Source organism: uncultured Roseobacter sp. (assembly GCF_947493125.1).
Taxonomy (GTDB): Bacteria; Pseudomonadota; Alphaproteobacteria; order Rhodobacterales; family Rhodobacteraceae; genus Roseobacter.
In genome coordinates, this window is sequence record NZ_CANLQB010000001.1 from 236,954 (window position 1) to 259,832 (window position 22,879).

Below are 22,879 nucleotides of genomic sequence, written 5' to 3' on the forward strand. Positions count from 1 at the left end.
TCCCATGCCCGTGAAGAACCGTTTTGCCGAATTGCACGATGAGATCACCGCGTGGCGACGGGATTTGCACGAACATCCCGAGTTGCTCTTTGACACCCACCGCACCTCTGCCCTGGTGGCTGAAAAGCTGCAGGCCTTCGGCTGTGACGAGGTGGTGACCGGCATTGGACGCACGGGCGTTGTGGGCGTGATCAAGGGCAAGTCGGACAGCTCTGGCAAGGTGATCGGGCTGCGTGCCGATATGGATGCGCTGCCGATCCTGGAACAGACGGGTGTGGATTATGCGTCGAAGACGCCGGGCGCGATGCACGCCTGCGGCCATGACGGGCATACCGCGATGCTGCTGGGCGCGGCGAAATACCTTGCTGAGACGCGCAACTTCGATGGCACGGCGGTGGTGATCTTTCAGCCCGCCGAAGAGGGTGGCGCCGGCGGGCGCGAGATGTGCGAGGATGGCATGATGGAGCGTTTCGGGATCCAGGAGATCTACGGGATGCACAACTGGCCGGGCAAACCGCTGGGCAGTTTCTCGATCCGGCCCGGCGCGTTTTTTGCGGCGACGGATGTCTTCGATATCGAGGTGGAAGGGCTGGGAGGCCATGCCGCCAAGCCGCATGAGACCATCGACACGACCGTGGTGGCGAGCCACATCGTGATCGCGGCGCAGACCATCGCCAGCCGGAATGCCGACCCGGTGGAGCAGATCGTCGTGTCGGTGACCTCCTTCGAGACCTCGTCGAAGGCGTTCAACGTCATCCCGCAGCGCGTGACGCTCAAGGGCACCGTGCGGACGTTGACCCCGGAGATGCGCGACCTGGCCGAGACGCGGCTGACCAAGCTGGCGCAGGGCGTGGCCGAGAGCTTTGGCGCAAGCGCCAAGGTGGAGTATGTGCGCAACTATCCGGTCATGGCGAACCACGAGGAACAGACGGCCTTTGCCGCGAAGGTGGCCGCGGATGTGGCGGGTGACTGCGAGGAGGCGCCGCTGGTCATGGGGGGCGAGGATTTCGCCTTCATGCTGGAAGAACGCCCCGGCGCCTATATTCTGGTTGGCAACGGGCCGAGTGCGGCGGTGCATCACCCGGAGTACAACTTCAACGACGATGCGATCCCGGCCGGCTGCAGCTGGTGGGCCGAGATCGTGGAGCAGCGGTTGCCCGCGGCCTAGGCCGCGTCCAGCAGCCGCCGGTAGAGCGCTACAAGCGTGGCGGCTTCGGTCTCGATCGAGAAGTTTTGCTCCACGTGCGCCCGGGATAGCGCGGACCACTGCTGCAGGCGCGCGGGGTCCGACAGGATGTGATCGGCGGCCTGCCGGATTGCCTCGGGATCTCCGGGTTCGACCAGAAGCCCGGTCTCGCCCTCGACAACCAGCGCCTCGAAGGCGCCGACGCGGGTTGCCACAACCGGGCAGCCGCAGGCCATCGCTTCGATGGGGGTGAGGCCGAACCCTTCCCAGCGCTGTGGCGCCACGTAGAGATCAAGAATGCGGTACCAGTCGGCCATGGCTTCGGGCGGCACCTCGGGCATGAAACGCAGCCGCTCGGCGAGGCCCGCCGCGGCGACCTTGGCCCGCAGGTTTTCCTCGAAGTTGCGATGCTCTGTCGTGGCGCGGCCCATCACCAGCGCCGTGGCGGTGGGGTGGTCGCGCAAGAGGCCGATCATCGCGTCCACGTAGACATCGGTGCCCTTCTGCGCGCGGATGCGCCCATAACAGCCGATCACCGGCCCGGCGTCGGCAACACCGAGACGGTCGCGCAGGGCGCTGCGGTCCGGGCTGGGGGAAAACCCGGTGACGTCGATGCCGTGCATGATGACCTGCGACGGCCCTTCCAGATAGCTCGCGGTCTTCTCCGAGGTGGCGACCACGGCGTCCATGCGCCGGATCAGCCACCGCGTGAGGCCGGTCTGCTTGCGCTGCGAGGCGGAGGTGAAGAGCAGTTTCAGCCGTTTGCCGAGCAGATACCGCAGCGCCAGCCCACCGATCATTTCCACGTTGCGCCGGGCATGCCAGACGCGCCAGCCGTTTGGCCCGCGCCGCGACATCCAGGGCAGCGCGGAGAGCGGCACCTGCGGCACGTGCGCGGGCAGCACCGGGCCGGTCGCGGCGATGGCAATGTCGCGCGACTGGATCGGCACCAGCCGGATGATCGTGGCCGTCACGCCCGACAGCCGCCGCTTGAAGTTGGGCGCGATCACCTCGATGTCGCGCAGGGCGGGGCGGGTCATCGGCTGTCCCTTTCGAGGTTCAGGATGTGAATGAGCCGGGAGGCGATGCCACCCAGCACATTGGACTGATCCTGCACGACGCTGTCCGCAGCCTGCAGGGCCTGCGCGCGCGCGGCGGGTGCATCGAGCACGTCTGCCACCGCGCGGGCCAACTCCGCCGCGTCTGCGACACGGATCGCAGCGCCCCTGGCTTGCATGTCGGCGTAGGTCTCTGCGAAGCTGGTCACATGCGGGCCGGACAGAACTACGGCCTCGGCCTGCACCACCTCGAACGGGTTGTGCCCGCCGATGGGGTGCAGGGACCCGCCCAGAAATACCACATCGGTCATGGCGTACCAGTTTCCAAGTTCCCCCAATGTGTCGGCGAGATAGACCGCCTCACCATTGCGGGGCAGCGCGTCTTCGGAGCGGGTGGCGCAGCTGAGCTTCGCCGCGCGGATCAGCGCGGCGACCTCTGCGCTGCGATCCGGGTGGCGTGGCACCAGGATCAGGGCCAGGTCGGGGTGGGTGGCCCGCAGGGTCTCATGAGCGCCGAGCACGATCTCCTCTTCGCCGGGGTGGGTCGAGGCGGCGACCCAAACCGGACGGCCCTTCAGCGCGGCGCGGATCTGCGCCAGCACGGCGGGGTCGGTGGGCAGGGGGGCGGAGAGGGATTTGAGGTTGGTGCCGCGCGCCACCCGATCGGCGGGCGCGTGCATGTCGAGCATCGCCTGCGCCATCTCGTCGTTCTGGGTCAGGATCAGGTCGAAGACCTCGAAAATATAGGCGGCGAGGCCCGCGTGGCGCGCCCAGGCCGCGCGCGACTTGGCACTGAGCCGCGCGTTGACGAGGGCCATGGGCGTGCCCCGCTCGCGGGTCATGCGCAGCATCAGCGGCCAGAGCTCGCTTTCCACGAAGACCGCCGCATCGGGGCGCCAGTGTTTGAGAAAGCGGCTGAGCGGGCCGTGCGCGTCGAGCGGCGCGAACTGGTGGACCGTACGTGGCGGCATCCGGTCGGCGACGAGCTTGGCTGATGTGGGCGTCCCCGAGGTGATCAGGAACTGTGCGCGGGGCAGCATCTCGCCCATCTTGGTGATCAGCGCCAGCACCGACAGGCTTTCGCCGACAGAGGCTGCGTGGAACCAGATCAGCTGGCCGCCGCCCATGCGGGGCTGGCTGGCGTGGCCCATCTTCTCATGCGCCCGCAGGGCTGAGACGCCCTGTTTGCGCAGTTTGCGGATCGTGGCCCAGGCGGCGAAGGGGGCCAGCAGCAGGGTGGCCGCCACGTAGAGGTAATAGAGCGGCGGCGCGCGCATGGGGTGGGTCAGCCGCCCGTATGGCTCATGTGCCGGGGCATCTGACCGTCGAGACGTTGGCGGGAGTAATCGAAGTCATGGCCCTTGGGCTTGAGCGCGATGGCCGCGCGGATCGCCTCTTCAAGCGGGGCGTTGTCCTCGGGGTGGGCACGCAGCGGCGCGCGCAGGTCGGCCCTGTCTTCCTGGCCCAGACACATGTAGATCTCGCCGGTGCAGGTGATGCGCACGCGGTTGCAGCTTTCGCAGAAATTATGGCTGAGCGGGGTGATGAAGCCGATCTTCTGGCCGGTTTCTTCCAGCCGCACATAGCGCGCGGGGCCGCCCGTGCGTTCGGCCAGATCGGTGACCGTGTAGTGCTCGGCATAGCGCGCGCGCACATCTTTCAGCGACCAATATTGGCCCAGGCGATCCTCATTGCCGATGTCACCCATGGGCATGACCTCGATCCACGTCAGATCAATGCCGCGTTCGGCGCACCATTCGGTGATGTAGGGCAACTCGGCCTCGTTGAAGCCCTTCAGCGCAACCGCGTTGAGTTTGACGCGCATGCCGGCGGCTTGCGCTGCGTCGATCCCGCGCAGCACTTGGGGCAGGCGGCCCCAGCGGGTGATCTCGGCGAATTTGGTCTCATCGAGCGTGTCGAGCGAGACGTTCACCCGGCGCACGCCTGCCGCGTAGAGGTCACCCGCGAAGCGCTCGAGCTGGCTGCCATTGGTGGTCAGCGTCAGCTCTTTCAGGGTGCCTGCATCGAGGTGCCGCGACATGCTCTGGAAGAAAGTGAGGATGCCCTTGCGCACCAGCGGCTCACCCCCGGTGATCCGCAGCTTCTCGACCCCGAGGCCCACAAAGGTGGAGCAGAGCCGGTCCAGCTCTTCCAGCGTCAGCAACTCCTTTTTCGGCAGGAACGTCATGTTTTCGGACATGCAGTAGACGCAACGGAAATCGCAGCGGTCCGTCACCGAGACCCGGAGGTAGGTGATTGCGCGGGCAAATGGATCAATCAATGGCGCGGTCATGGATCAATAGGTAATGATCTGCGCAAGGGGCAGCAAGAGGTTAACGGCATTGATGCGAAATGGCTGCTGTGGTTTAGACGGGGTATGTACGGTCGTATCGGTAGTCTGGTGATGTTGGCGGGTGGGCTTCTGAGCCTTGCGGCCTGCGCGGAACTCAATCTCGCCCTGGGCGGTGGCGCGCCTGCGCCTGACGCCCCGCGTGCTCCGCTGGAGCAGAGCCAGACCTTGCCAACCGGGGCTGCGCAGAGGGTGGACAGCCTGGATCGGTCCACCGCGGCAGAGCGCGTGGCGGCGACCCGTGGGGGCGGTGCGGGGCAGCTGTTGGGTCAGACCGTGGCCTCGCTTGGCAGCCCGGCGGACCCTGGGTTCTGGCTGAAAACGCCGCTGGTCTCGGTGGAAGCACCTGGCCGCGTGCGGGACCCGCGCACCGGCAAATCGGTCGCGGTCACGCTGATCCCGATCGACGGGCCAGCGACAGCGGGCAGCCGGTTATCCCTGTCGGCGATGCGGGCGCTGGAGGTCAGCCTGACCGATCTGGTGACGGTCGACGTGACGGGCTGAGTGTCAGGATTTGCCGTCTGTGATGAAGGTCGGTGCGCCGTCGATGGTCTGCTGGTTGCGGGTCTCCCAGTACTCCGCGACGCCCTCGGCGCCCTTGCCCTCGGCCCAGTCTTTCAGCACGTCGCGCTCGCCCGCATAGTCCATGAAGGGCACCGCAAAGCCGCAGCTTGTCTGCACCAGATCGATAGCGACGTCATAGATCTGCCGGGCGCCGGGCGAGGCGGGGAAGAGCGCGTTGAGCTCGGCGAAATCCGCATCGCGCGGGTGCAGCGTGCGGGCGGTGCCATAGGTGCGCAGGATCATCGGCTTGGCCTCGAACCCGCACCACATCAGCGTCATGCGGTTGATCTGCGCCAGATGCCCGGCGGTCTCATTGCCCGAGCCGGTCAGGTTGCGCCACGCGATGCGATTGGGGCCTAGGACTCGCAGCGAGTCCATGCCTTTGGGCGAGACGTTCACCCGTCCATCTGGACCGGCGGTGCCGACAAAGAAGATATGCTGCGCCTCGATGAAGCGGGTGAGCAGGTCGCTCAGGCTGTCAAATTGCTTGGCCATGTCTCACTCCACGGTCACGGACTTCGCGAGGTTGCGCGGCTGGTCCACATCGGTGCCCTTGGCAACGGCGGTGTGATAGGCCAGCAACTGTGCGGGGATCGCGTAGAGGATCGGGGTCAGCGCATCCGGAACGCTGGGCAGTTCGATGGTGGCGAAGGCGCCGTCTCCCGCCTTGTCCAATCCCTGCCGGTCGGAGATCAGGATCACGCGGCCCTTGCGCGCCATGACTTCCTGCATATTGCTGACGGTCTTGTCGAAGAGTGCGTCGCGCGGGGCCATCACCACCACAGGCACGTATTTGTCGACAAGTGCGATGGGGCCGTGCTTGAGCTCTCCGCTCGCATAGGCCTCGGCGTGGATGTAGCTGATTTCCTTGAGTTTGAGCGCTCCTTCGTGTGCCAGAGGGTACATCAGCCCGCGGCCCAGAAAGAGCACGTCGCGCGCCTCGGCCAGCCGGAGGGCGGCCTTCTGCATTTCGGTGTTGGCCTCGAGCGCGGTGGCAATCACGCTGGGGATGCCGCGCAGGGCCGACAGGTGGTCGGCCAGTGTCTCGGCGTCGATCTCGCCCCGGTCCTGTGCGGCCTTGAGGGCCAATATGAAGAGCACGGTGAGCTGGCAGGTGAAAGCCTTGGTCGAGGCCACGCCCACCTCGACACCCGCGTGGATCGGCATGACCAGATCGCTTTCGCGGGCGATGGAGCTTTCGGGCACGTTCACCACCGAGAGGATGCGGTCGGCCTTGCCCTCGCAATAGCGCAGGGCGGCCAGGGTATCCGCCGTTTCGCCCGACTGGCTGACAAAGAGCGCGGTCGTGCCCGCGGGCACGGGTGGCTCGCGGTAGCGGAATTCGGAGGCCACATCCACATCGACGGGCAGCCGCGCGATCTGCTCGAACCAGTATTTGGCCGTCAGGCAGGCGAAATAGGCGGTGCCGCAGGCGACCATGGTGAGCCGGTCGATCTTGGAGAAATCCACGCCGGGATCGGGCAGGTGGATATGGCCCTCATGATCGAGATAGTTGCTGAGCGCCTGGCCGATCACGGTGGGTTGCTCGGCGATTTCCTTGGCCATGAAGTGCTTGTGCCCGCCCTTGTCGATCAGCGTGTCGCCGATCTGGACGGTCTTTACCGGACGGTTGGCGAGCATGCCGTTGGCGTCGCGAATTTCCACGCCCGCGCGGGTCACCACGGCGCTGTCGCCCTCTTCGAGGTAGCTGATCCGGTCGGTCAGCGGGGCGAGGGCGATGGCATCGGAGCCCACGAACATCTCGCCGTCGCCATGGCCGATGGCCAGCGGCGAGCCCTTGCGCGCGGCGACGATCAGGTCGTCCTCGCCCGAGAAGAGGAAGGCGAGCGCGAAGGCGCCGTGCAGCCGCCCGAGTGCCTTCTTCGCAGCCTCCACCGGACCCATGCCTTGGGTCATGTAGTGCTCCGTCAGCAGGGCAACGGTTTCGGTGTCGGTTTGCGTAACGAAGGTCACGCCATGTTCGGCCAGTTCGGCGCGCAGCTCGCGGAAGTTCTCGATGATGCCGTTGTGCACCACCGCGACGCGCCCTGCCTGATGCGGGTGCGCGTTCTTCACCGTCGGCGCGCCATGGGTGGCCCAGCGGGTGTGCCCGATCCCGGATTTGCCGGTCAGCGGCTCATGCACCAGGAGATCCGAGAGGTTGACCAGCTTGCCAACCGCACGGCGGCGGTCGAGAATACCGTCCTCAACCGTTGCAATACCCGCGCTGTCATAGCCGCGGTATTCGAGGCGTTTGAGTGCCTCGACGAGAATCGGTGCGGCTTCGTGACTGCCCAGCACCCCCACAATTCCACACATTTTCAGCTGCCTCTTTGGAGTTTGGCCTTCTTGGCCTTTAGAATTGTCAACAATTTGGTGGCCATGCCCGGTTTTTCGACCTGCGGCGCACGGGCGATGGCGAGCGCGTCTGGTTCCACATCCGAGGTGATGACCGAGCCGCTGCCTGTCATCGCGCGGTCGCCGATGGAGACGGGCGCCACCAGCATGGTGTTCGATCCGATGAAGACCTCATCGCCGATGTCAGTATGGTGCTTGAGCACGCCGTCATAGTTGCAGGTGATGGTCCCTGCACCGATGTTGGTTTTCGTGCCGAGCGTCGCATCGCCGATATAGCTGAGGTGGTTCACCTTCGTGCCTTCGCCGATCTGCGCGTTCTTGACCTCAACGAAATTGCCGATGCGGGTGTTTTCGCTCAACTCCGCGCCGGGTCGCAGGCGCGCGTAGGGCCCGACGACAGCGCCGCGGGCCACATGGCAGCCCTCTAGGTGCGAAAAGGCGCGGATCGTGGCGCCGGACTCGACCGTGACATCGGGGCCGAAGACAACGTTGGGTTCCACAATCGTGTCGCGCCCGATCACGGTGTCGAAGGCGAAATGCACCGTTTCAGGCGCGGGCAGGGTGACGCCATCCTCGAATGCTTCGGCGCGGGCGCGGGTCTGGAAGGCGGCTTCCGCCCCGGCCAGCTCGGCGCGGGTGTTGATGCCCAGCGTTTCGCTCTCATCACACGTCACCACCGTCGCCGAGAGCCCGCGGGCGCGGGCGAGACCCACGATGTCGGTCAGGTAATACTCGCCTGCCGCATTGTCGTTGCCGATGTCGTCGATCAGCTCGAAAAGCAGCTCCGACCGGCACGCGACCACACCGCTGTTGCAGAGGGTGATTGCGCGCTCTGCTGCATCCGCGTCCTTGAACTCGACAATACGCTCCAGTGTGTCGCCCTGCATGACAAGCCGGCCATAGCGCCCGGGATCCGCCGCCTCGAAGCCGAGGATCACCACATCGTGAGTCTTCTGCGCGGTGATCATTGCCTCAAGCGTTTCGGGTCGCACGAAAGGCGTGTCGCCGAAGAGCACGATGGCGGTGCCCTCGAACCCCGCGAGCGCCGCGCGCGCCTGGGCAGCGGCGTGGGCGGTGCCAAGCTGTTCGGTCTGCTCGACCACCTGTGCGGTTTCATCGTGGGCGAGGGCGGCCTTGCGCACAAGCTCCGCGCCATGGCCAGCGACGATCACCGTGCGCGCGGGCGCGAGGCTGGCGCCGGCCTGCATCGCGTGAACGAGAAGCGGGGCGCCTGCAAGGGGGTGGAGGACCTTGGGCAGGTCCGAGTTCATCCGTGTGCCCTTGCCTGCGGCCAGGATGACCAAAGCGGTTCTCATGTCGTTTCTCTTTGTATTCTGCTGCGCACCTCTTTATCGCTCTGGCGCAGCGGTGCAAGGCGCAGACCCATCAAAGAAGGTTGCGGCCTGCAACATGTGTGGGCGATGTCTTGCCCAGATGAAGGCTGGGGAGCGGGTATGAAAACGGTGATCTTCGATCTCGACGGGACGCTCGCGGACACCAGCGGGGACCTGATCGCAGCGGCCAATCACTGTTTCCGCGAGATGGGCGCGGGCGATCTATTGGACCCGGTGCAGGACGCGGGCACGGCGCTGCGGGGCGGTCGGGCGATGCTGAGCCTTGGTCTGACGCGGCTTGGGCGGGCAGAGGATCGTGGGGCGATTGATCACTACTATCCGGTGCTGCTGGAGGCCTATGGCGCGGCCATCGACGTGCATACGCAGATGTATCCGCGCGCGATGGAGGCGGTGGAAGACCTCAAGAGCGCGGGTTACGGCGTCGGCATCTGCACCAACAAGCCGGAGGGTCTGGCCGAGACCTTGCTGCAGCGGTTGGGGGTGCGTGACGCCTTTGGCGCGCTGGTGGGCGCCGATACGCTGCCGGTGCGCAAACCTGACCCCGAGCCACTGTTTGAGGCCGCGCGGCGGGCGGGGGGCGATCCTGCGCGCTGCGTGCTCATTGGCGACTCGGATACCGACCGGAACACCGCGCGGGCGGCCTCCGTCCCTTGCGTGCTCGTGACCTTCGGCCCGGCGGGCGGCGATATGGCGGCGCTGGAGCCCGACGGGCTGCTGGACGACTATGCCGCCTTGCCCGCGCTCGTGGATCGCCTGCTGGCTTGACCGGGAGCGCCGTCCCCTGCAAGGTCTGCGGGAGTGAGGGCACCAGATGACAGAGAGTTTCAAAGGCAGTTTCACCCAGCAGGAGCCGATCCCGGAAGCGGGGATCGAGGCGGCGCTGGCCGTGCTGCGTCATGGGCGGCTGCACCGCTATAACACCGCCGCCGATGAGATCAGCGAAACGGCGCTGCTGGAGCAGGAGTTTGCGGCGACGGTCGGGGCGAACTACTGCCTCGCGGTGGCCTCGGGCGGCTATGCCATGGCGACGGCGTTGCGGGCGGTGGGTGTGAAACCTGGCGATCCGGTGCTGTCGAATGCCTTTACGCTGGCGCCTGTGCCCGGTGCCATTGCTGCGGTGGGCGCCAGGCCGGTCTTCGTGGGCGTGACCGAGGATTTGACCATCGACCTCGACGATCTCCGGGCCAAGGCGGGGCAGGCGAAGGTGCTGCTGCTGAGCCATATGCGCGGGCATATCTGCGACATGGATGCGCTGATGGAGATCTGCGATGGCGCGGGCATCAAGGTCATCGAGGACTGCGCGCATACGATGGGGGCTGCGTGGAACGGCGTGCCCTCGGGGCGGCATGGGGTGGCGGGATGCTATTCCTGTCAGACCTATAAGCATGTGAACTCCGGCGAGGGCGGGTTTCTGGTCACTGATGACGTGGAGCTGGCGGCGCGCGCGGTGATGCTGTCAGGCTCCTACATGCTTTACGACCGGCATCTGGCGGCGCCGCCGAAAGAGGCCTTTGAGACCATCCGGTACGAGACGCCGAATATCTCGGGGCGCATGGACAACCTGCGCGCGGCCATCCTGCGCCCGCAAGTGGCGGATCTTGCGACCCAATGTGCGCGTTGGAATGAGCGTTATCGCAGGCTCGAGGCAGGCCTGCGAGACACACCCGGGCTGACCTTGATCGAACGCCCTGAGGCGGAGACCATCGTAGGTTCTTCGATCCAGGTGCTGCTGCTCGACTGGGCGGCAGTGGACGTGCAGTCCGTTGTGGCGCGCTGTGCGGCACGCGGGGTCGAGCTGAAGTGGTTCGGCGGCGCCGAGCCCGTCGGCTTCACCAGCCGCTACGACAGCTGGCGCTATGCCGAGACGCCGCGCATGCCCGCCTCCGACCGGGTGCTGGCGGGTATTCTGGATATGCGCGTGCCGCTGACCTTTTCGCTGGAGGACTGCGACCTGATTGCCCGGATCATCCGGGCCGAAGTGGGGGCCGTTTACCAGAAGCAGTCGACCGCCGCGGAGTAGGCCGCCCGCTTGACCGGTGTGGCCCTCTATGACATTAATGAACGTATGTTCAATAAATTCTGAAGGGAGGTCCGCGCGATGTTCATGGCCACCATGGCATTCGATCTGGGCGAGGATGTGAACGCGTTGCGCGAGGTTGTGCACCGCTGGGCGCAGGACCGCGTGGCGCCCATGGCCGCGGAGATCGACGAAAAAAACGCCTTCCCGCCAGAGCTTTGGCCGGAAATGGGCGAATTGGGTCTGCTGGGTATTACCGTGGATGAAGACTATGGCGGGGCGGGCATGTCCTATCTGGCCCATACGGTGGCGATTGAGGAGATCGCGCGGGCCAGCGCCTCCGTTTCGCTGTCCTACGGCGCGCATTCCAACCTCTGCGTGAACCAGATCAAGCTGAACGGCACCTCTGAGCAGAAAGAGAAATACCTGCCCGGGCTGATTTCCGGGGAGCATGTAGGCGCGCTGGCGATGTCGGAGGCCGGGGCCGGGTCAGACGTCGTTTCGATGAAACTGCGCGCGGAGAAGCGCAACGATCATTACCGGCTCAATGGCACGAAATACTGGATCACCAATGGCCCGGATGCGGATACGCTGGTGGTTTATGCCAAGACCGACCCTGACGCCGGTTCAAAGGGCATCACCGCCTTCCTCATTGAAAAGGAAATGACAGGATTTTCGACTTCCCCACATTTCGACAAGCTGGGCATGCGCGGGTCAAACACCGCCGAGCTGATCTTTGAAGATGTGGAAGTGCCGTTTGAAAATGTGCTCGGGGAAGAGGGTAAGGGCGTGCGGGTGCTGATGTCTGGCCTCGACTATGAACGCGTTGTTCTGGCGGGCATCGGGACGGGCATCATGGCGGCCTGCCTCGATGCAATCATGCCGTATCTGAGCGAGCGCAAGCAGTTCGGCCAGCCCATCGGGAGTTTCCAGCTGATGCAGGGCAAGATCGCGGATATGTATACGGCGATGAACTCGGCGAGGGCCTATGTCTATGAGGTCGCCAAGGCCTGCGATCGGGGCGATGTGACCCGGCAGGACGCGGCGGCCTGCTGTCTCTATGCCTCCGAGGAAGCGATGAAACAGGCGCATCAGGCCGTGCAGGCGATGGGGGGCGCAGGGTTCCTCAACGACAGCCCGGTCGCGCGGATTTTCCGCGATGCGAAGTTGATGGAGATCGGCGCGGGCACCTCGGAGATCCGGCGCATGCTGGTGGGCCGCGAGTTGATGGCGGCAATGGGCTGACCCGATGGGAGGGACCGGATCAGCCCAGCCTGGTGGCGCGTGTGCCTCAGAACTTGTGCACGTAGGCCACACCAAAGAGGAACGGGTCGATCTCGGCAGTGCCGATGTCCGCGCCGTTCAGAGACGCATCGGTGTCGATGTCGAACCAGCGGATGTTGGCCCGCAGCCATCCGGTTTCGCTGATCTTGTAGTCCACACCGACCTGCGCGGAGATGCCGAAGGAATCATCGAGCTCGAGTGTGTTGGCTCCGAGTTCTTCCTCAAAGAAGGTGGTGTAGTTGATGCCCAGGCCCACATAAGGCTTCCACGGGCTCGCGTTGGTGAAGTGGTAGTTCACCGAGAGGGTCGGCGGCAGGTGTTTGGTGCGCGCGGTGCCGACGCCCGGCAGGTTGATATTGTGTTCAAACGGGGTCGCTGCGAGCAATTCGATGCCGATGTAGTCGCGGATGAAGTATTCCAGGGTCAGGGTGATTGCCTCGTCGCTGGCAATGTCCGCTTCGACGTTCGCGACGGTGCCGTTGCCCGATTTGGGGTTCACGCTGCCAACACCGATCCCGAAGGTCAGATCGCCTTGGGATTGGGCAAAGGCAGGCAGAGCGCAGACCGCGAGGGCGCTGCTCAGAAGGAGGGTTTTCACTGTGACTCTCATTGGTTTTTTCCTTCCGGTTTAGAGTTCGGGCATGTGATGCGCTGGCAGCCGGCCAAGCACATTGACGCAGATCAAGCCCGCGGCGAAAGCGGCTGTGCGAAAACGCCGCAGGGCGGATCCGGGCCGTCGTGCGCCGCGCCTGTCGCGGCCAGATCGGAGGTCCGCAAGGAGGTGTGCGGTGCGCGGGTCTGATGCCACGCTGGCTTTGGTTTGCCCCGCTGGCGCTTCTGGTCGCTGCCGCGGCGGTCGGGGCGTTCCGCTGGGGGTGGATTGCGGCGACCATCACCGAAACGGATGTCATCACCACCTATGCACAGCGCTATCTCACCGAGGGTGGCGCAACGGCGCGGCTGACCGACTGTGTGGCCGTGCCCGGCATCCAGCCCGGCGTCTGGATCGTGGTGCGCTGCAGTGGTCCCGAAGCCCGCTTCGACTATCCGGTCGACCGGTTTGGGCGGCTTTTGGTGATCCCGGCTGTGACCCCGCCGCGCGACACGCCGGAAACCTGATGGAGAATGGCGCCAGAGGGCGTATTGGAAAGGGACGGCCATGAAACTCACATCACAGGCGTTGCCCTCTTCCGAAGGGTTTCAGGCCAACCGGGCGGCGCATCTGGAGGCGCTGTCTCAGGTTGCCTCAGCGGCAGAGGCAGCGGCGTTGGGCGGGGGCGAGCGGTCGCGCGCGCGGCATGTGAGCCGGGGCAAGATGCTGCCGCGCGACCGGGTGGCAAACCTGCTCGACCCTGGCAGTCCGTTTCTGGAGGTGGGCGCCACAGCGGCGCATGGGCTCTATGACGGGGCGGCACCCTGCGCGGGGGTGATCGCGGGCGTGGGGCAGGTGCAGGGCCAAGAGGTCATGGTGGTCTGCAACGACGCCACCGTGAAGGGCGGCACCTATTATCCGATGACCGTGAAAAAGCACCTGCGGGCGCAGGAGATTGCGCAGGAGAACCATCTGCCCTGTATCTATCTGGTGGACAGCGGTGGGGCCAACCTGCCCAATCAGGATGAGGTCTTTCCAGACCGCGATCACTTTGGCCGCATCTTCTACAATCAGGCGCGGATGTCAGCGCTTGGCATCCCGCAGATTGCGGTTGTCATGGGATCGTGCACGGCAGGTGGGGCCTATGTGCCCGCCATGTCGGACGTGACAATTATCGTTCGGGATCAAGGGACTATCTTCCTCGCCGGGCCGCCCTTGGTCAAGGCCGCGACGGGTGAGGTGGTCAGCGCCGAAGACCTCGGCGGTGGCGACGTGCACACGCGGCTGAGCGGCGTGGCAGATTATCTGGCGGAGGACGACGCACACGCGCTGGCGCTCGCGCGGCGGGCTGTGGGGGCGCTCAATCGCACCAAACCGGCGACGGTCCAGTGGGAAAGTCCGGAAGACCCGGCTTATGATCCGGAGGAGATCTTGGGCGTGGTGCCGGCCGATCTGCGCACGCCCTACGACATCCGCGAGGTGATTGCGCGGCTGGTCGACAGCTCGCGGTTCGACGAATTCAAACCGCGCTTTGGTGAGACGCTCGTGACGGGTTTTGCGCATCTCAAGGGGTGTCCCATCGGGATCGTCGCCAACAATGGCGTGCTCTTTTCCGAGTCCGCCCAGAAAGGTGCCCATTTTGTCGAGCTCTGCTCGCAGCGCCGTATCCCGCTGGTTTTCCTGCAGAATATCACCGGCTTCATGGTCGGACGGAAATATGAGAACGAAGGCATCGCGCGGCACGGGGCCAAGATGGTGACCGCCGTGGCCTCGACCGAAGTGCCCAAGATCACCCTCCTGGTGGGCGGTTCGTTTGGCGCGGGCAACTACGGGATGGCGGGGCGCGCCTATTCCCCGCGCTTCCTCTGGACCTGGCCCAATTCCCGCATTTCCGTGATGGGCGGGCCGCAGGCCGCAGGGGTTCTGGCCACGGTGAAACGCGACGCGATGGAGCGCGCGGGCGAGACCTGGAGCGCAGAGGAGGAAGCCGCGTTCAAGCAGCCGACCATTGATATGTTCGAGCGGCAGAGCCACCCGCTTTACGCGTCCGCCCGGCTCTGGGATGATGGGGTGATCGACCCCCGCCGCAGCCGCGACGTGCTGTTTCTGTCGCTCTCTGCGGCGCTGAATGCCCCGATTGAGGAGACGCGGTTCGGCGTCTTCCGGATGTGAGGGAGGCCGGTGTCCGTGGCCCGTCGGTATCACATCTGTATCGCGTCGGTATTACGTCGGTATTACGTCGGTATCACGTCGGTGCGCAGCGCGCGGGAGGGCAAGGATATGGTAACGCTTGAGGAGGCCAAAAAGCGCTATCCGGGCGCCGCAGTGTTCAGCTTCGGCGACACGCCGGAGCTGATCGCGGTGCTGACTGATCTGGTGCGCTCCGGTGCCAAGCGGGCGACCTGTTCGGCGGTGGCCGATATTGACGCCGGTCGCGAGGAGGCGCCGCAGGTCGGGCGGCGCGACATCGCGTTGGGGCCGGATGGCGCGCCCGCCTTCGTCATCGAGACGCTGGAGCTGCGCGAGACCACCTGGGAGACGATGCCGGAGGAGATGGCGCTGGCCGAAGGCGAGAACGAGACGCTGGAGGGCTGGCGCGCGGACCACAGGCGGTACTATGAGCGCTACGGCATCTTTGCGCCCGACATGAAGCTGATCTGGGAGCGGTTTGAGCTGATCGAAGATTTCGGAGCGGGCGGATGAAGGGGATCCGCGCCTTGGGCGACCGGATCGCCGAGACCGTGGGCGGGCTGAGCCTGCCGACGCTGGGGCGCGAGGTCGAACTGCCGGTCTACCTGATCCACAATTCCCCGGATGCCGAAGACTATTTCTTCATCTTCGATTTCGAGGAGTTCGTCGAGCAGTCGCGGCAGGGCTGGTTCGTGCGACCGAAGCTGCGGCTCTGGGCCGGGCGGTCGGACTTCAACCGCCGGGCGTTTGCGCGCCAGTTCCGGGAAAGCTTTGCGCAGGAGTTCGAGCTGGCGCGGGCGGAGCTGGCCCGGCGGCCCGAGGCCAAGCGCGGCTGGTTCGGCGGCTTGCCCGGGTTCTTTCGGGACATCGCAGCCCCCTCGCTGCCGGGGATGCTGGCCAACCTGGTGCTGCTCGTGGCGGTCTCCGCGGGCACGAAGGTGTTGGGGCAGATCCTGCCCGGCAGCTGGACGCAGCAGAAGAGCGACGCGCAGAAGCTGGAAGACGGCATCGCCGAGACGCGGAGCAAGGTGGACGACGCGCTCGCCCAGATCGAGATTACGCTGCATATGGAGCTTTACCGGCATGCGTGGCGGGGTGCGCCGCCGGGGCGGTTGACGGGCGTGGACTATGACGCCTGGCCGCTGCCCAATTACGTGCGGCAGCATCTGGAAGACGGAACCTCGGGGTCGTGGTGGTGAGAGATGTTTGACAGGATTTTGATTGCGAACCGGGGCGAGATCGCCTGCCGGGTGATGGAGACGGCGCAGCGGATGGGCGTGTCCAGCGTTGCCGTCTACTCCGACGCGGATGCGGCGGCCAAGCATGTGGCGATGGCGGACCGGGCGGTGCACATCGGCGGGTCGGCCCCGGCGGAGAGTTACCTGCGCGGCGATGTGATCATTCAGGCGGCCCTGGAGACGGGGGCTCAGGCGATCCATCCGGGGTACGGGTTCCTGAGCGAGAACCCGGGGTTTGTGGAGGCCGTCGAGGCGGCGGGGCTGGTGTTCATCGGGCCGTCGGCCTCGGCGATCCGGGCAATGGGGCTGAAGGATGCGGCCAAGGCGCTGATGGTCGAAGCCGGCGTACCGGTGGTGCCGGGTTATCACGGGGCGGATCAGGATGATGCGTTGCTGGCCGCTGAGGCCGAGAGTATCGGCTACCCGGTGCTGATCAAGGCGGTGGCGGGTGGCGGTGGCAAGGGGATGCGTCTTGTCGAGCGCGCGGGTGATTTTGCGGCGGCGCTGGCCTCGGCGCGGAGCGAGGCCAAGACGGCGTTCGGCAATGCGGATGTGTTGGTGGAGAAATTCGTGAGCCAGCCGCGGCATATCGAAGTGCAGGTCTTTGGGGACGGCACCCGCGCCGTGCATCTTTTCGAGCGGGATTGTTCGTTGCAGCGGCGGCATCAGAAGGTGATTGAAGAGGCGCCTGCGCCGGGGATGACGGAGGAGATGCGCGCGGCCATGGGTGCAGCCGCGGTGCGCGCGGCAGAGGCCATCGGCTATGCGGGCGCGGGCACGGTGGAGTTCATCGTGGACGGGTCGGGCGGGCTGTCGCCTGACGGGTTCTTCTTCATGGAGATGAACACACGGCTGCAGGTGGAGCACCCGGTGACGGAAATGATCACCGGCGTCGATCTGGTGGAGTGGCAGTTGCGGGTGGCTGCCGGAGAGGGGCTGCCGCTTGCGCAGGAGCAGCTGTCGATCAACGGGCATGCCTTCGAGGCGCGGCTTTATGCGGAGGACGTGCCAGCGGGGTTTCTGCCTGCGACCGGGACACTGAGCCATCTGCGGTTTCCGGAGGGCGTCCGGGCGGACAGCGGGGTGCGGGCGGGCGATGTGATCAGCCCGTTTTACGACCCGATGATCGCCAAAGTGATCGTACACGGGCCCACGCGGGCGGTGGCGCTGAAACGCCTTGCGGCAGCGCTGGCGGGCACGGAAGTGGGCGGGACCGTGACCAATCTGGCGTTCCTCGGCGCTTTGGCGGGGCACGACGGCTTCGGGCGCGGCGAGGTGGACACCGGGCTGATCGCACGGGACCTGGACACCTTGACCGCTGCGCCTGGCGCGGAGCCGCGGCATCTGGTTGTGGCCGGGATGGCGGCTTTGAACCTCTTTGAGGTGACCGACATGGCGGGGTTCAGCCTCTGGCAGCCCTTGCGGCGCGCCGTGGTGTTAAGCATGCAGGAGGAGCGTCATGATCTGGCCGTCGAGGTGCTGTCCCCCGTTCGGCAGCGGTGGCATGTGGCGGGACAGGAGATCATGGCAGAGCGTGTGGGCACCCGCTGGCAGGTGGATGGCGTGCCGCAACCGGCAGTGGCGGTGGACGGGAGCCTGGTCACGGTGTTTGATCACTACGGGCTGACGGTCGAGGTCGTGGATCCGCTGGATCAGGCGGCGGGGGCTGCAGGCGATGGCAATCTCATAGAGGCGCCGATGCCGGGGCTGGTGAAGGCCATCGACGCCGTGGCGGGGCAGAATGTTGCCGCAGGCGACCGTCTGGCGGTGCTGGAGGCGATGAAGATGGAGCACTCCCTGCTGGCGGCGCGCGACGGGGTCGTGGCGGAGGTGCTGGCGGCCGCGGGCGATCAGGTCGAGGCGGGGGCCGCGCTCATTCGGCTGGAGGCGGAGGCGTGATTGTCCTGCATCACTGTCCGCAGACCCGCTCGATGCGCACGCTCTGGCTGCTGCATGAGTTGGACGTGGAGTTCCGGCTTCGCAGTTACCCGTTTGACCGCACGTTGCGCAGTGCGGAGTTCCTGAGCTTGTCGCCCGCAGGCCGGGTGCCGGCGCTGGAGATCGACGGCGAGCGGATGTTCGAGACCGGCGCCATCACTGAATATCTGTGCGAGCGGTTCAGCCCGGACGGGCTGGGCCGGAGCCCGGGGTCGCCCGACCGGATGAGCTGGCTGGTGTGGCTGCATTTTGCCGAGACGGTGAGCCAGCACACCGCGGCGCTGACCCAGCAGCATGTGGCGCTGTACGAGGACGCGATGCGCAGCCCGATTGTCATGAAGCTGGAAGCGGCGCGGGTGGGCAAGTGCTATGCGGCGATCGAGGCGCGGCTGTCAACGCCGGTGGAACGTCGGGACTACCTGCTGACCAGCGGGTTTTCGGCAGCGGATATCTCGGTGGGGCAGGCGGTCTATATGGCGCGGCACTTCGTGACGCTGGATGCCTTTCCGGCGGTGTCGGCCTGGTATGAGCGGATCACGGCGCGGGAGGGCTTTGAGGCTGCTTTGCCGCAGGGCGATGGCATCTACGACCGGGATTTCTATCAACCCTGGCCGGTGGGGTAGGGGGGCGCGACTTTGCATATTTGTGGAACAATGAAGCCTGGGCGGAGGAGCGGCGGATGAGTCTTGGACCCTGTGAGATTTTCGAGGTGGGCCCCCGGGACGGGTTGCAGAATGAGGCGCGGGACATTCCGGTGGCCGAGAAGGTGGCGCTGGTCGATTGTCTGAGCCGGGCCGGATTTTCACGGATCGAGGTAGCGAGTTTCGTCTCGCCGAAGTGGGTGCCGCAGATGGCGGGCTCGGCGGAGGTGCTGGCGGGGATTGAGCGCGCCAAGGGCGTGCGCTATGCCGCGCTCACGCCGAACCCGCGTGGGTTTGCGGATGCGAAGGCGGCCGGGGCCGACGAGATTGCCGTCTTTGCATCGGCCTCGGAGGGGTTTTCGAAGGCGAATGTGAACGCCAGCATCGCCGAGAGCCTGGCGCGGTTCGCGCCGATCCTGGAGGAGGCGCGCCACATCGATCTGCCGGTGCGCGGCTATGTCTCCTGCGTGGTGGAGTGCCCTTATGATGGCGCGGTGGCGCCGGCGGCGGTGGCGGAGGTGGCGGACAAGCTTTTCGCCATGGGGTGTTACGAGATCAGCCTCGGCGACACCATCGGCGCGGGCACGCCGGACAGCATCGCGCGGATGCTGCTGGCGGTGCGGGATGCGGTGCCGGTGGGGCGGCTCGCGGGGCATTATCATGACACCCATGGCCGGGCGATGGAGAACATCGACACCTCGCTGAGCCTGGGCGTGCGGGTGTTTGATGCGGCTGTGGGGGGCTTGGGCGGCTGTCCTTATGCACCGGGGGCGGCGGGCAATGTGGCCACCGAGGCGGTCGCACGGCATCTGGCGGCGCTGGGCTATGAGACGGGGCTTGATCTGCAGGTGATCGACACCGCGGCGGAGATGGCGCAGGCGATGCGCACGGGCTGAGGCAGAGCATGGATATCTTCCGGGGTGCGGAACGTCTGATGCGCATGGATGATGCGGCCTGGCGGCGGCATGCGAACCCCTGGTCGGTCTGGACCCGCTTTGCCTGCCTGCCGCTTCTGGTACTGGCGATCTGGAGCCGGGTGTGGATCGGGGCCTGGGCGCTGATCCCCGTGGCGCTGGCGCTGCTGTGGATCTGGGTGAACCCGCGGGCCTTCCCGCCGCCCGTGCGGTACGACAACTGGGCGAGCAAGGGGGTCTTTGGGGAACGCATCTTTCTGGAGCACCGCGCGGAGATCCCGCGGCATCACCGGCAGGTGGCGATGGTCCTGGGTTTTCTGAGCCTGCCCGGTGTGGTGATCATGATCTGGGGGCTTTATGCGCTCTGGTGGGAGGGGGTGGTGTTTGGGATGATCCTCGGCGTGTTGCCGAAGGTCTGGTTCGTGGACCGCATGGTCTGGATTTACGACGATTGGGTGCGCGCAGGCCGCAGCGTGCCCGGACTGGAGGTACGGCATGTTTGAGACGCTGCAACTGGATGTGGACGCGCGCGGGGTCGCGACGCTGACCCTGAACCGGCCCGAGAAGCACAATGCGATGTCGGGGCAGATGCTGGAAGAGCTGACCCGGGCGGCGCAGCAGCTTGGGGCGGACGCGGCTGTGCGGGTGGTGCGGCTGACCGGCGTGGGCCAGAGCTTTTGCGCGGGCGGTGATCTCGCGTGGATGCAGGCGCAGCGTGAGATGGCGCCTGCGACGCGCGCGGCCGAGGCGCGCAAGCTGGCCACGATGCTGGGCGCGCTCAACACGCTGCCCAAGCCGCTGATCGGGATGATCCAGGGCAATGCCTTTGGCGGTGGCGTCGGGCTGGCCTGTGTGTGTGACGTGGCGATTGCGGTCGAATCCGCGAAGTTCGGGCTGACCGAAACGCGGCTGGGGCTGATCCCGGCGACGATTGGGCCTTACGTGCTGGCGCGCATGGGCGAGGGGCTGGCGCGGCGGGTGTTCATGTCGGCGCGGATTTTCGATGCGGCGGAGGCGGTGGACCTGCGAATTGTCGCGCGCGCGGTGCCTGCCGACACCCTGGAAGATGCGGTGGAGGCCGAGGTGGCCCCCTATCTCGCCTGTGCGCCCGGGGCGGTCGCGGCGGCCAAGCAGCTGGCGCGCGATCTGGGCCCACGGATTGACGATGCCGTCGTGGATCACACGATTGCCGCACTGGCCGCGCGCTGGGAGAGTGAGGAGGCCGCTGAGGGGATCGCTGCGTTTTTCGACAAGCGCAGGCCGGGGTGGGTGGCGTCCTAGCAGTGGGGTCTGGCGTCAGGTGCGCCGGACGACGGAAGTGGAGATCGGGACTGCGGGACGAAGCTGCCGGTGACCGGACAATTATGCCTTCGACAACTCATCAAGGATCTTCATTGCCTCATCTGCGCGACCGTCAGGAACAAACAAGTGATCATGGAAGAAAGCAGAAACCGGATTCACCCCCATGTTGTGCTTTGCAAGTTCTGTGGCAATGCGGGCCATGAAGCCGACAGCCTCGAGGGACGAATGGATGTTGAGGGTTATCATCCTGCACGGGAATTCATACGTCAGTCCCAATGCGTCTGCCTCAGATTTCAAGAGGATGTAGGTCATCCCTTCGGCCTCTTTGAATGCCATCCGAGGCGCAACGCCTGAGAGATCGTGATCGCCTTCAACGGTTGCAAAGACGTACAGGCCTTCGGCGAGATCAGCCGACATCGCGGCGATCAATGTGTCCAAGTTTGTCTCGCCACTCACGTTTGCACCTCCAACGACGCTCCACCGCGATACAGGCTTACAATGAGCGTCTGCGGATTGAAACGGCTGCTGGAGGGTGCGGAGTTTTGGGTTCTCGAGAGACCTTCGCAGCGTCGGCGGCGCATCGCGCGGGCCCATTGTCACCTTGGTGGATCTAGCTGGCATCAATGGTATGCACGCCTCACCGCCGGTTTTTTGAGGCTGCCCTGGAGATCAGGAAAGCGGGGATGCCAGATGAAATCGCCCGTGCAGTCGCAATAGATGAAGCTCATCTTGGTTCCAATGACAGAGCTGACGAGATCAAAGCAGTGGCCTGGGCGTGGCCGCGTTGCGTGATGAGATCCACGCCGTCTGCTGTCTTGATCACGGCTATGTCTTTGAACGGCGGTTCCTTTCCCTGCTCGTTGTTTCTGCTGATGCCGGAAGACGTGGCCGAGGGGCGGGCCTGCGCGCGCGTGCTCGGAGGTCTGGACCCCAAACGCTGTCATGCGCGAGTTGCTGGACGAGGCGGGGCGGCGATCCTGTGGCGCAGCAAGCGGCCTTGACGACGGCGAACCTGAGCGCTTCTAGAGGATGGCTGGATCGGCGCTTTGGGCCCCACAACTAACGCTGTATCCGTGGGGGGCGCGGCGTTCTGCCCCCACCGTGATCGGCGGGGGCGTTGTGTCGATCGGATCTGCGGTCTTACTGCGGCAGCAGCACCTTGTCGATCACGTGGATCACGCCGTTGGTGGCGAGGATGTCGGCGGTGGTGACGTTGGCATCGTTCACGCGCACGGCAGCGGCGAATTTGCCGCCCGTGCCGTTCACACGCACGGTCTGGCCCTGCACGGTGGCCACATTGGTGACCGAGCCAAGCACGTCACCGGATTGCACCGCACCCGGAAGCACGTGGTAGGTCAGGATGCTGACCAGCTGGTCCTTGTTTTCGGGCAGCAGCAGGCTTTCGACCGTGCCCGCGGGCAGGGCGGCAAAGGCGGCATCGGTCGGTGCGAAGACGGTGAACGGACCGGGCGAACGCAGCGTCTCTTCCAGACCGGCGGCCTGAACCGCGGCCACCAGCGTATTGAAATTGCCGTTGGCAGCCGCGATATCAACAATATCGCTGCCTTGATCGGCGGGGGCGCAGGCGGTGAGGGCCGCGAGCGCGCCAGCGGCGAGGGTGGCCTTGAGGGCGGAACGTCTGTTCATGATCTGTCCTTTTTCAATATTGAATTGGGTCTCTGCAGTGCCAACGGGCGCTGCACCCCTGTCGTGCACCCGGGTATACGGCACAGGTGTGACATCAGATCACATCTCGCTGGATGGACTGGCTTTTTGAGCGGAAATACGCACAATGAGAGCGCTAACGTAATGGGCCGAATTGCCGTCAAATCAAAGGGTTTTCCGATGCGGCATCTGTTGACCCTGCGGGGTGAGCGGCGTAAACCCGCATA

23 protein-coding genes are annotated in these 22,879 nt (G+C 65.6%); 14 read left to right on the plus strand and 9 right to left on the minus strand.

Annotated features, from left to right (window positions below; all coding sequences use genetic code 11):
• Positions 1 to 4: 4 nt before the first annotated feature.
• Positions 5 to 1,168: a M20 aminoacylase family protein gene (locus tag Q1A71_RS01170; RefSeq protein ID WP_299670831.1), complete on the plus strand. Its 1,164-nt coding sequence runs from the start codon at positions 5 to 7 to the stop codon at positions 1,166 to 1,168.
• Here Q1A71_RS01170 and Q1A71_RS01175 read toward each other — a convergent pair.
• The 3 genes from Q1A71_RS01175 to moaA are packed head-to-tail and all read right to left on the minus strand — an operon-like array spanning position 1,165 to position 4,537.
• The gene (locus Q1A71_RS01175) at positions 1,165 to 2,226 is read right to left on the minus strand and encodes a glycosyltransferase family 4 protein (RefSeq protein WP_299670833.1); all 1,062 of its coding nucleotides are present in this window, start codon (positions 2,224 to 2,226) and stop codon (positions 1,165 to 1,167) included. The two genes, Q1A71_RS01170 and Q1A71_RS01175, sit on opposite strands and share 4 nt — an antisense overlap.
• On the minus strand, positions 2,223 to 3,521 hold the full coding sequence (locus Q1A71_RS01180) for a 3-deoxy-D-manno-octulosonic acid transferase (protein WP_299670835.1): 1,299 nt from the start codon (positions 3,519 to 3,521) through the stop codon (positions 2,223 to 2,225). Before Q1A71_RS01180 ends, Q1A71_RS01175 begins: the two co-directional genes overlap by 4 nt.
• A gap of 8 nt (positions 3,522 to 3,529) precedes the next feature.
• A complete protein-coding gene (gene moaA, locus Q1A71_RS01185; RefSeq protein ID WP_299670838.1) occupies positions 3,530 to 4,537 on the minus strand; it encodes a GTP 3',8-cyclase MoaA in 1,008 nt (335 codons plus the stop codon).
• 84 nt (positions 4,538 to 4,621) lie between these two features.
• Here moaA and Q1A71_RS01190 point away from each other — a divergent pair, with 84 nt between their 5' ends.
• Positions 4,622 to 5,098 (plus strand): hypothetical protein, encoded by a 477-nt coding sequence (locus tag Q1A71_RS01190; RefSeq protein WP_299670840.1) that lies wholly within the window; start codon positions 4,622 to 4,624, stop codon positions 5,096 to 5,098.
• Between the two features lie 3 nt (positions 5,099 to 5,101).
• Here the strand turns inward: Q1A71_RS01190 and Q1A71_RS01195 are convergent, their stop codons facing one another.
• From Q1A71_RS01195 to glmU, 3 genes are read right to left on the minus strand one after another with little or no spacing between them, the layout of a single operon-like run.
• Complete coding sequence (locus Q1A71_RS01195; protein WP_299670842.1) at positions 5,102 to 5,653, minus strand: pyridoxamine 5'-phosphate oxidase family protein; 552 nt, start codon at positions 5,651 to 5,653, stop codon at positions 5,102 to 5,104.
• 3 nt (positions 5,654 to 5,656) lie between these two features.
• Positions 5,657 to 7,477: a glutamine--fructose-6-phosphate transaminase (isomerizing) gene (gene glmS / locus Q1A71_RS01200; RefSeq protein WP_299670844.1), complete on the minus strand. Its 1,821-nt coding sequence runs from the start codon at positions 7,475 to 7,477 to the stop codon at positions 5,657 to 5,659.
• 2 nt (positions 7,478 to 7,479) lie between these two features.
• The gene (glmU, locus tag Q1A71_RS01205) at positions 7,480 to 8,832 is read right to left on the minus strand and encodes a bifunctional UDP-N-acetylglucosamine diphosphorylase/glucosamine-1-phosphate N-acetyltransferase GlmU (RefSeq protein WP_299670846.1); all 1,353 of its coding nucleotides are present in this window, start codon (positions 8,830 to 8,832) and stop codon (positions 7,480 to 7,482) included.
• A gap of 138 nt (positions 8,833 to 8,970) precedes the next feature.
• On the opposite strand from glmU, the gene Q1A71_RS01210 reads away from it, so the two are divergent.
• The 3 genes from Q1A71_RS01210 to Q1A71_RS01220 all read left to right on the plus strand — a co-directional run bounded on the left by Q1A71_RS01210 (position 8,971) and on the right by Q1A71_RS01220 (position 12,133).
• A complete protein-coding gene (locus Q1A71_RS01210) occupies positions 8,971 to 9,636 on the plus strand; it encodes an HAD-IA family hydrolase (RefSeq protein ID WP_299670848.1) in 666 nt (221 codons plus the stop codon).
• Between the two features lie 46 nt (positions 9,637 to 9,682).
• Positions 9,683 to 10,891: an aminotransferase class I/II-fold pyridoxal phosphate-dependent enzyme gene (locus tag Q1A71_RS01215; protein ID WP_299670850.1), complete on the plus strand. Its 1,209-nt coding sequence runs from the start codon at positions 9,683 to 9,685 to the stop codon at positions 10,889 to 10,891.
• A gap of 78 nt (positions 10,892 to 10,969) precedes the next feature.
• The gene (locus Q1A71_RS01220; protein WP_299670852.1) at positions 10,970 to 12,133 is read left to right on the plus strand and encodes an isovaleryl-CoA dehydrogenase; all 1,164 of its coding nucleotides are present in this window, start codon (positions 10,970 to 10,972) and stop codon (positions 12,131 to 12,133) included.
• A gap of 46 nt (positions 12,134 to 12,179) precedes the next feature.
• Here Q1A71_RS01220 and Q1A71_RS01225 read toward each other — a convergent pair whose 3' ends face one another.
• Positions 12,180 to 12,782: an OmpW family outer membrane protein gene (locus tag Q1A71_RS01225; RefSeq protein WP_299670854.1), complete on the minus strand. Its 603-nt coding sequence runs from the start codon at positions 12,780 to 12,782 to the stop codon at positions 12,180 to 12,182.
• 191 nt (positions 12,783 to 12,973) lie between these two features.
• Here Q1A71_RS01225 and Q1A71_RS01230 point away from each other — a divergent pair, with 191 nt between their 5' ends.
• Genes Q1A71_RS01230 through Q1A71_RS01270 form a run of 9 tightly spaced genes read left to right on the plus strand, consistent with a single transcriptional unit; the run spans position 12,974 to position 20,966 of the window.
• Entirely contained in the window at positions 12,974 to 13,291 is a 318-nt protein-coding gene (locus tag Q1A71_RS01230; RefSeq protein WP_299670856.1) for a hypothetical protein, read from the plus strand.
• A gap of 40 nt (positions 13,292 to 13,331) precedes the next feature.
• The gene (locus tag Q1A71_RS01235) at positions 13,332 to 14,936 is read left to right on the plus strand and encodes a carboxyl transferase domain-containing protein (protein ID WP_299670858.1); all 1,605 of its coding nucleotides are present in this window, start codon (positions 13,332 to 13,334) and stop codon (positions 14,934 to 14,936) included.
• A 15-nt stretch (positions 14,937 to 14,951) separates the two neighbouring features.
• Positions 14,952 to 15,467 (plus strand): ASCH domain-containing protein, encoded by a 516-nt coding sequence (locus Q1A71_RS01240; protein ID WP_299670860.1) that lies wholly within the window; start codon positions 14,952 to 14,954, stop codon positions 15,465 to 15,467.
• Positions 15,464 to 16,153: a hypothetical protein gene (locus Q1A71_RS01245; RefSeq protein WP_299670862.1), complete on the plus strand. Its 690-nt coding sequence runs from the start codon at positions 15,464 to 15,466 to the stop codon at positions 16,151 to 16,153. The genes Q1A71_RS01240 and Q1A71_RS01245 overlap by 4 nt, the downstream gene beginning before the upstream one ends.
• Before the next feature lie 3 nt (positions 16,154 to 16,156).
• Positions 16,157 to 18,091: a biotin carboxylase N-terminal domain-containing protein gene (locus Q1A71_RS01250; protein ID WP_299670864.1), complete on the plus strand. Its 1,935-nt coding sequence runs from the start codon at positions 16,157 to 16,159 to the stop codon at positions 18,089 to 18,091.
• Positions 18,088 to 18,753, plus strand: a complete 666-nt coding sequence (locus tag Q1A71_RS01255; RefSeq protein ID WP_299670866.1) for a glutathione S-transferase family protein — start codon at positions 18,088 to 18,090, stop codon at positions 18,751 to 18,753. The genes Q1A71_RS01250 and Q1A71_RS01255 overlap by 4 nt, the downstream gene beginning before the upstream one ends.
• Before the next feature lie 56 nt (positions 18,754 to 18,809).
• On the plus strand, positions 18,810 to 19,667 hold the full coding sequence (locus Q1A71_RS01260) for a hydroxymethylglutaryl-CoA lyase (RefSeq protein WP_299670868.1): 858 nt from the start codon (positions 18,810 to 18,812) through the stop codon (positions 19,665 to 19,667).
• Between the two features lie 8 nt (positions 19,668 to 19,675).
• Positions 19,676 to 20,188 carry a DUF6653 family protein gene (locus Q1A71_RS01265; RefSeq protein ID WP_299670870.1) on the plus strand — a complete coding sequence of 171 codons (513 nt, stop codon included), beginning with the start codon at positions 19,676 to 19,678 and terminating at the stop codon, positions 20,186 to 20,188.
• Entirely contained in the window at positions 20,181 to 20,966 is a 786-nt protein-coding gene (locus Q1A71_RS01270) for a crotonase/enoyl-CoA hydratase family protein (protein ID WP_299670872.1), read from the plus strand. The genes Q1A71_RS01265 and Q1A71_RS01270 overlap by 8 nt, the downstream gene beginning before the upstream one ends.
• 81 nt (positions 20,967 to 21,047) lie before the next feature.
• On the opposite strand, the gene Q1A71_RS01275 is transcribed toward Q1A71_RS01270, so the two are convergent.
• Positions 21,048 to 21,443 (minus strand): ACT domain-containing protein, encoded by a 396-nt coding sequence (locus Q1A71_RS01275; RefSeq protein ID WP_299670874.1) that lies wholly within the window; start codon positions 21,441 to 21,443, stop codon positions 21,048 to 21,050.
• A gap of 684 nt (positions 21,444 to 22,127) precedes the next feature.
• Complete coding sequence (locus tag Q1A71_RS01280; RefSeq protein ID WP_299670876.1) at positions 22,128 to 22,634, minus strand: fasciclin domain-containing protein; 507 nt, start codon at positions 22,632 to 22,634, stop codon at positions 22,128 to 22,130.
• Positions 22,635 to 22,879: the final 245 nt, after the last annotated feature.

Bases quoted from the DNA above. Each gene is read 5' to 3' on its own strand.
- Q1A71_RS01170 (WP_299670831.1), top strand. From the start codon at position 5: ATGCCCGTGAAGAACCGTTTTGCCGAATTGCACGATGAGATCACCGCG.
- Q1A71_RS01175 (WP_299670833.1), bottom strand. From the start codon at position 2,226: ATGACCCGCCCCGCCCTGCGCGACATCGAGGTGATCGCGCCCAACTTC.
- Q1A71_RS01180 (WP_299670835.1), bottom strand. From the start codon at position 3,521: ATGCGCGCGCCGCCGCTCTATTACCTCTACGTGGCGGCCACCCTGCTG.
- moaA (WP_299670838.1), bottom strand. From the start codon at position 4,537: ATGACCGCGCCATTGATTGATCCATTTGCCCGCGCAATCACCTACCTC.
- Q1A71_RS01190 (WP_299670840.1), top strand. From the start codon at position 4,622: ATGTACGGTCGTATCGGTAGTCTGGTGATGTTGGCGGGTGGGCTTCTG.
- Q1A71_RS01195 (WP_299670842.1), bottom strand. From the start codon at position 5,653: ATGGCCAAGCAATTTGACAGCCTGAGCGACCTGCTCACCCGCTTCATC.
- glmS (WP_299670844.1), bottom strand. From the start codon at position 7,477: ATGTGTGGAATTGTGGGGGTGCTGGGCAGTCACGAAGCCGCACCGATT.
- glmU (WP_299670846.1), bottom strand. From the start codon at position 8,832: ATGAGAACCGCTTTGGTCATCCTGGCCGCAGGCAAGGGCACACGGATG.
- Q1A71_RS01210 (WP_299670848.1), top strand. From the start codon at position 8,971: ATGAAAACGGTGATCTTCGATCTCGACGGGACGCTCGCGGACACCAGC.
- Q1A71_RS01215 (WP_299670850.1), top strand. From the start codon at position 9,683: ATGACAGAGAGTTTCAAAGGCAGTTTCACCCAGCAGGAGCCGATCCCG.
- Q1A71_RS01220 (WP_299670852.1), top strand. From the start codon at position 10,970: ATGTTCATGGCCACCATGGCATTCGATCTGGGCGAGGATGTGAACGCG.
- Q1A71_RS01225 (WP_299670854.1), bottom strand. From the start codon at position 12,782: ATGAGAGTCACAGTGAAAACCCTCCTTCTGAGCAGCGCCCTCGCGGTC.
- Q1A71_RS01230 (WP_299670856.1), top strand. From the start codon at position 12,974: ATGCCACGCTGGCTTTGGTTTGCCCCGCTGGCGCTTCTGGTCGCTGCC.
- Q1A71_RS01235 (WP_299670858.1), top strand. From the start codon at position 13,332: ATGAAACTCACATCACAGGCGTTGCCCTCTTCCGAAGGGTTTCAGGCC.
- Q1A71_RS01245 (WP_299670862.1), top strand. From the start codon at position 15,464: ATGAAGGGGATCCGCGCCTTGGGCGACCGGATCGCCGAGACCGTGGGC.
- Q1A71_RS01250 (WP_299670864.1), top strand. From the start codon at position 16,157: ATGTTTGACAGGATTTTGATTGCGAACCGGGGCGAGATCGCCTGCCGG.
- Q1A71_RS01260 (WP_299670868.1), top strand. From the start codon at position 18,810: ATGAGTCTTGGACCCTGTGAGATTTTCGAGGTGGGCCCCCGGGACGGG.
- Q1A71_RS01265 (WP_299670870.1), top strand. From the start codon at position 19,676: ATGGATATCTTCCGGGGTGCGGAACGTCTGATGCGCATGGATGATGCG.
- Q1A71_RS01270 (WP_299670872.1), top strand. From the start codon at position 20,181: ATGTTTGAGACGCTGCAACTGGATGTGGACGCGCGCGGGGTCGCGACG.
- Q1A71_RS01280 (WP_299670876.1), bottom strand. From the start codon at position 22,634: ATGAACAGACGTTCCGCCCTCAAGGCCACCCTCGCCGCTGGCGCGCTC.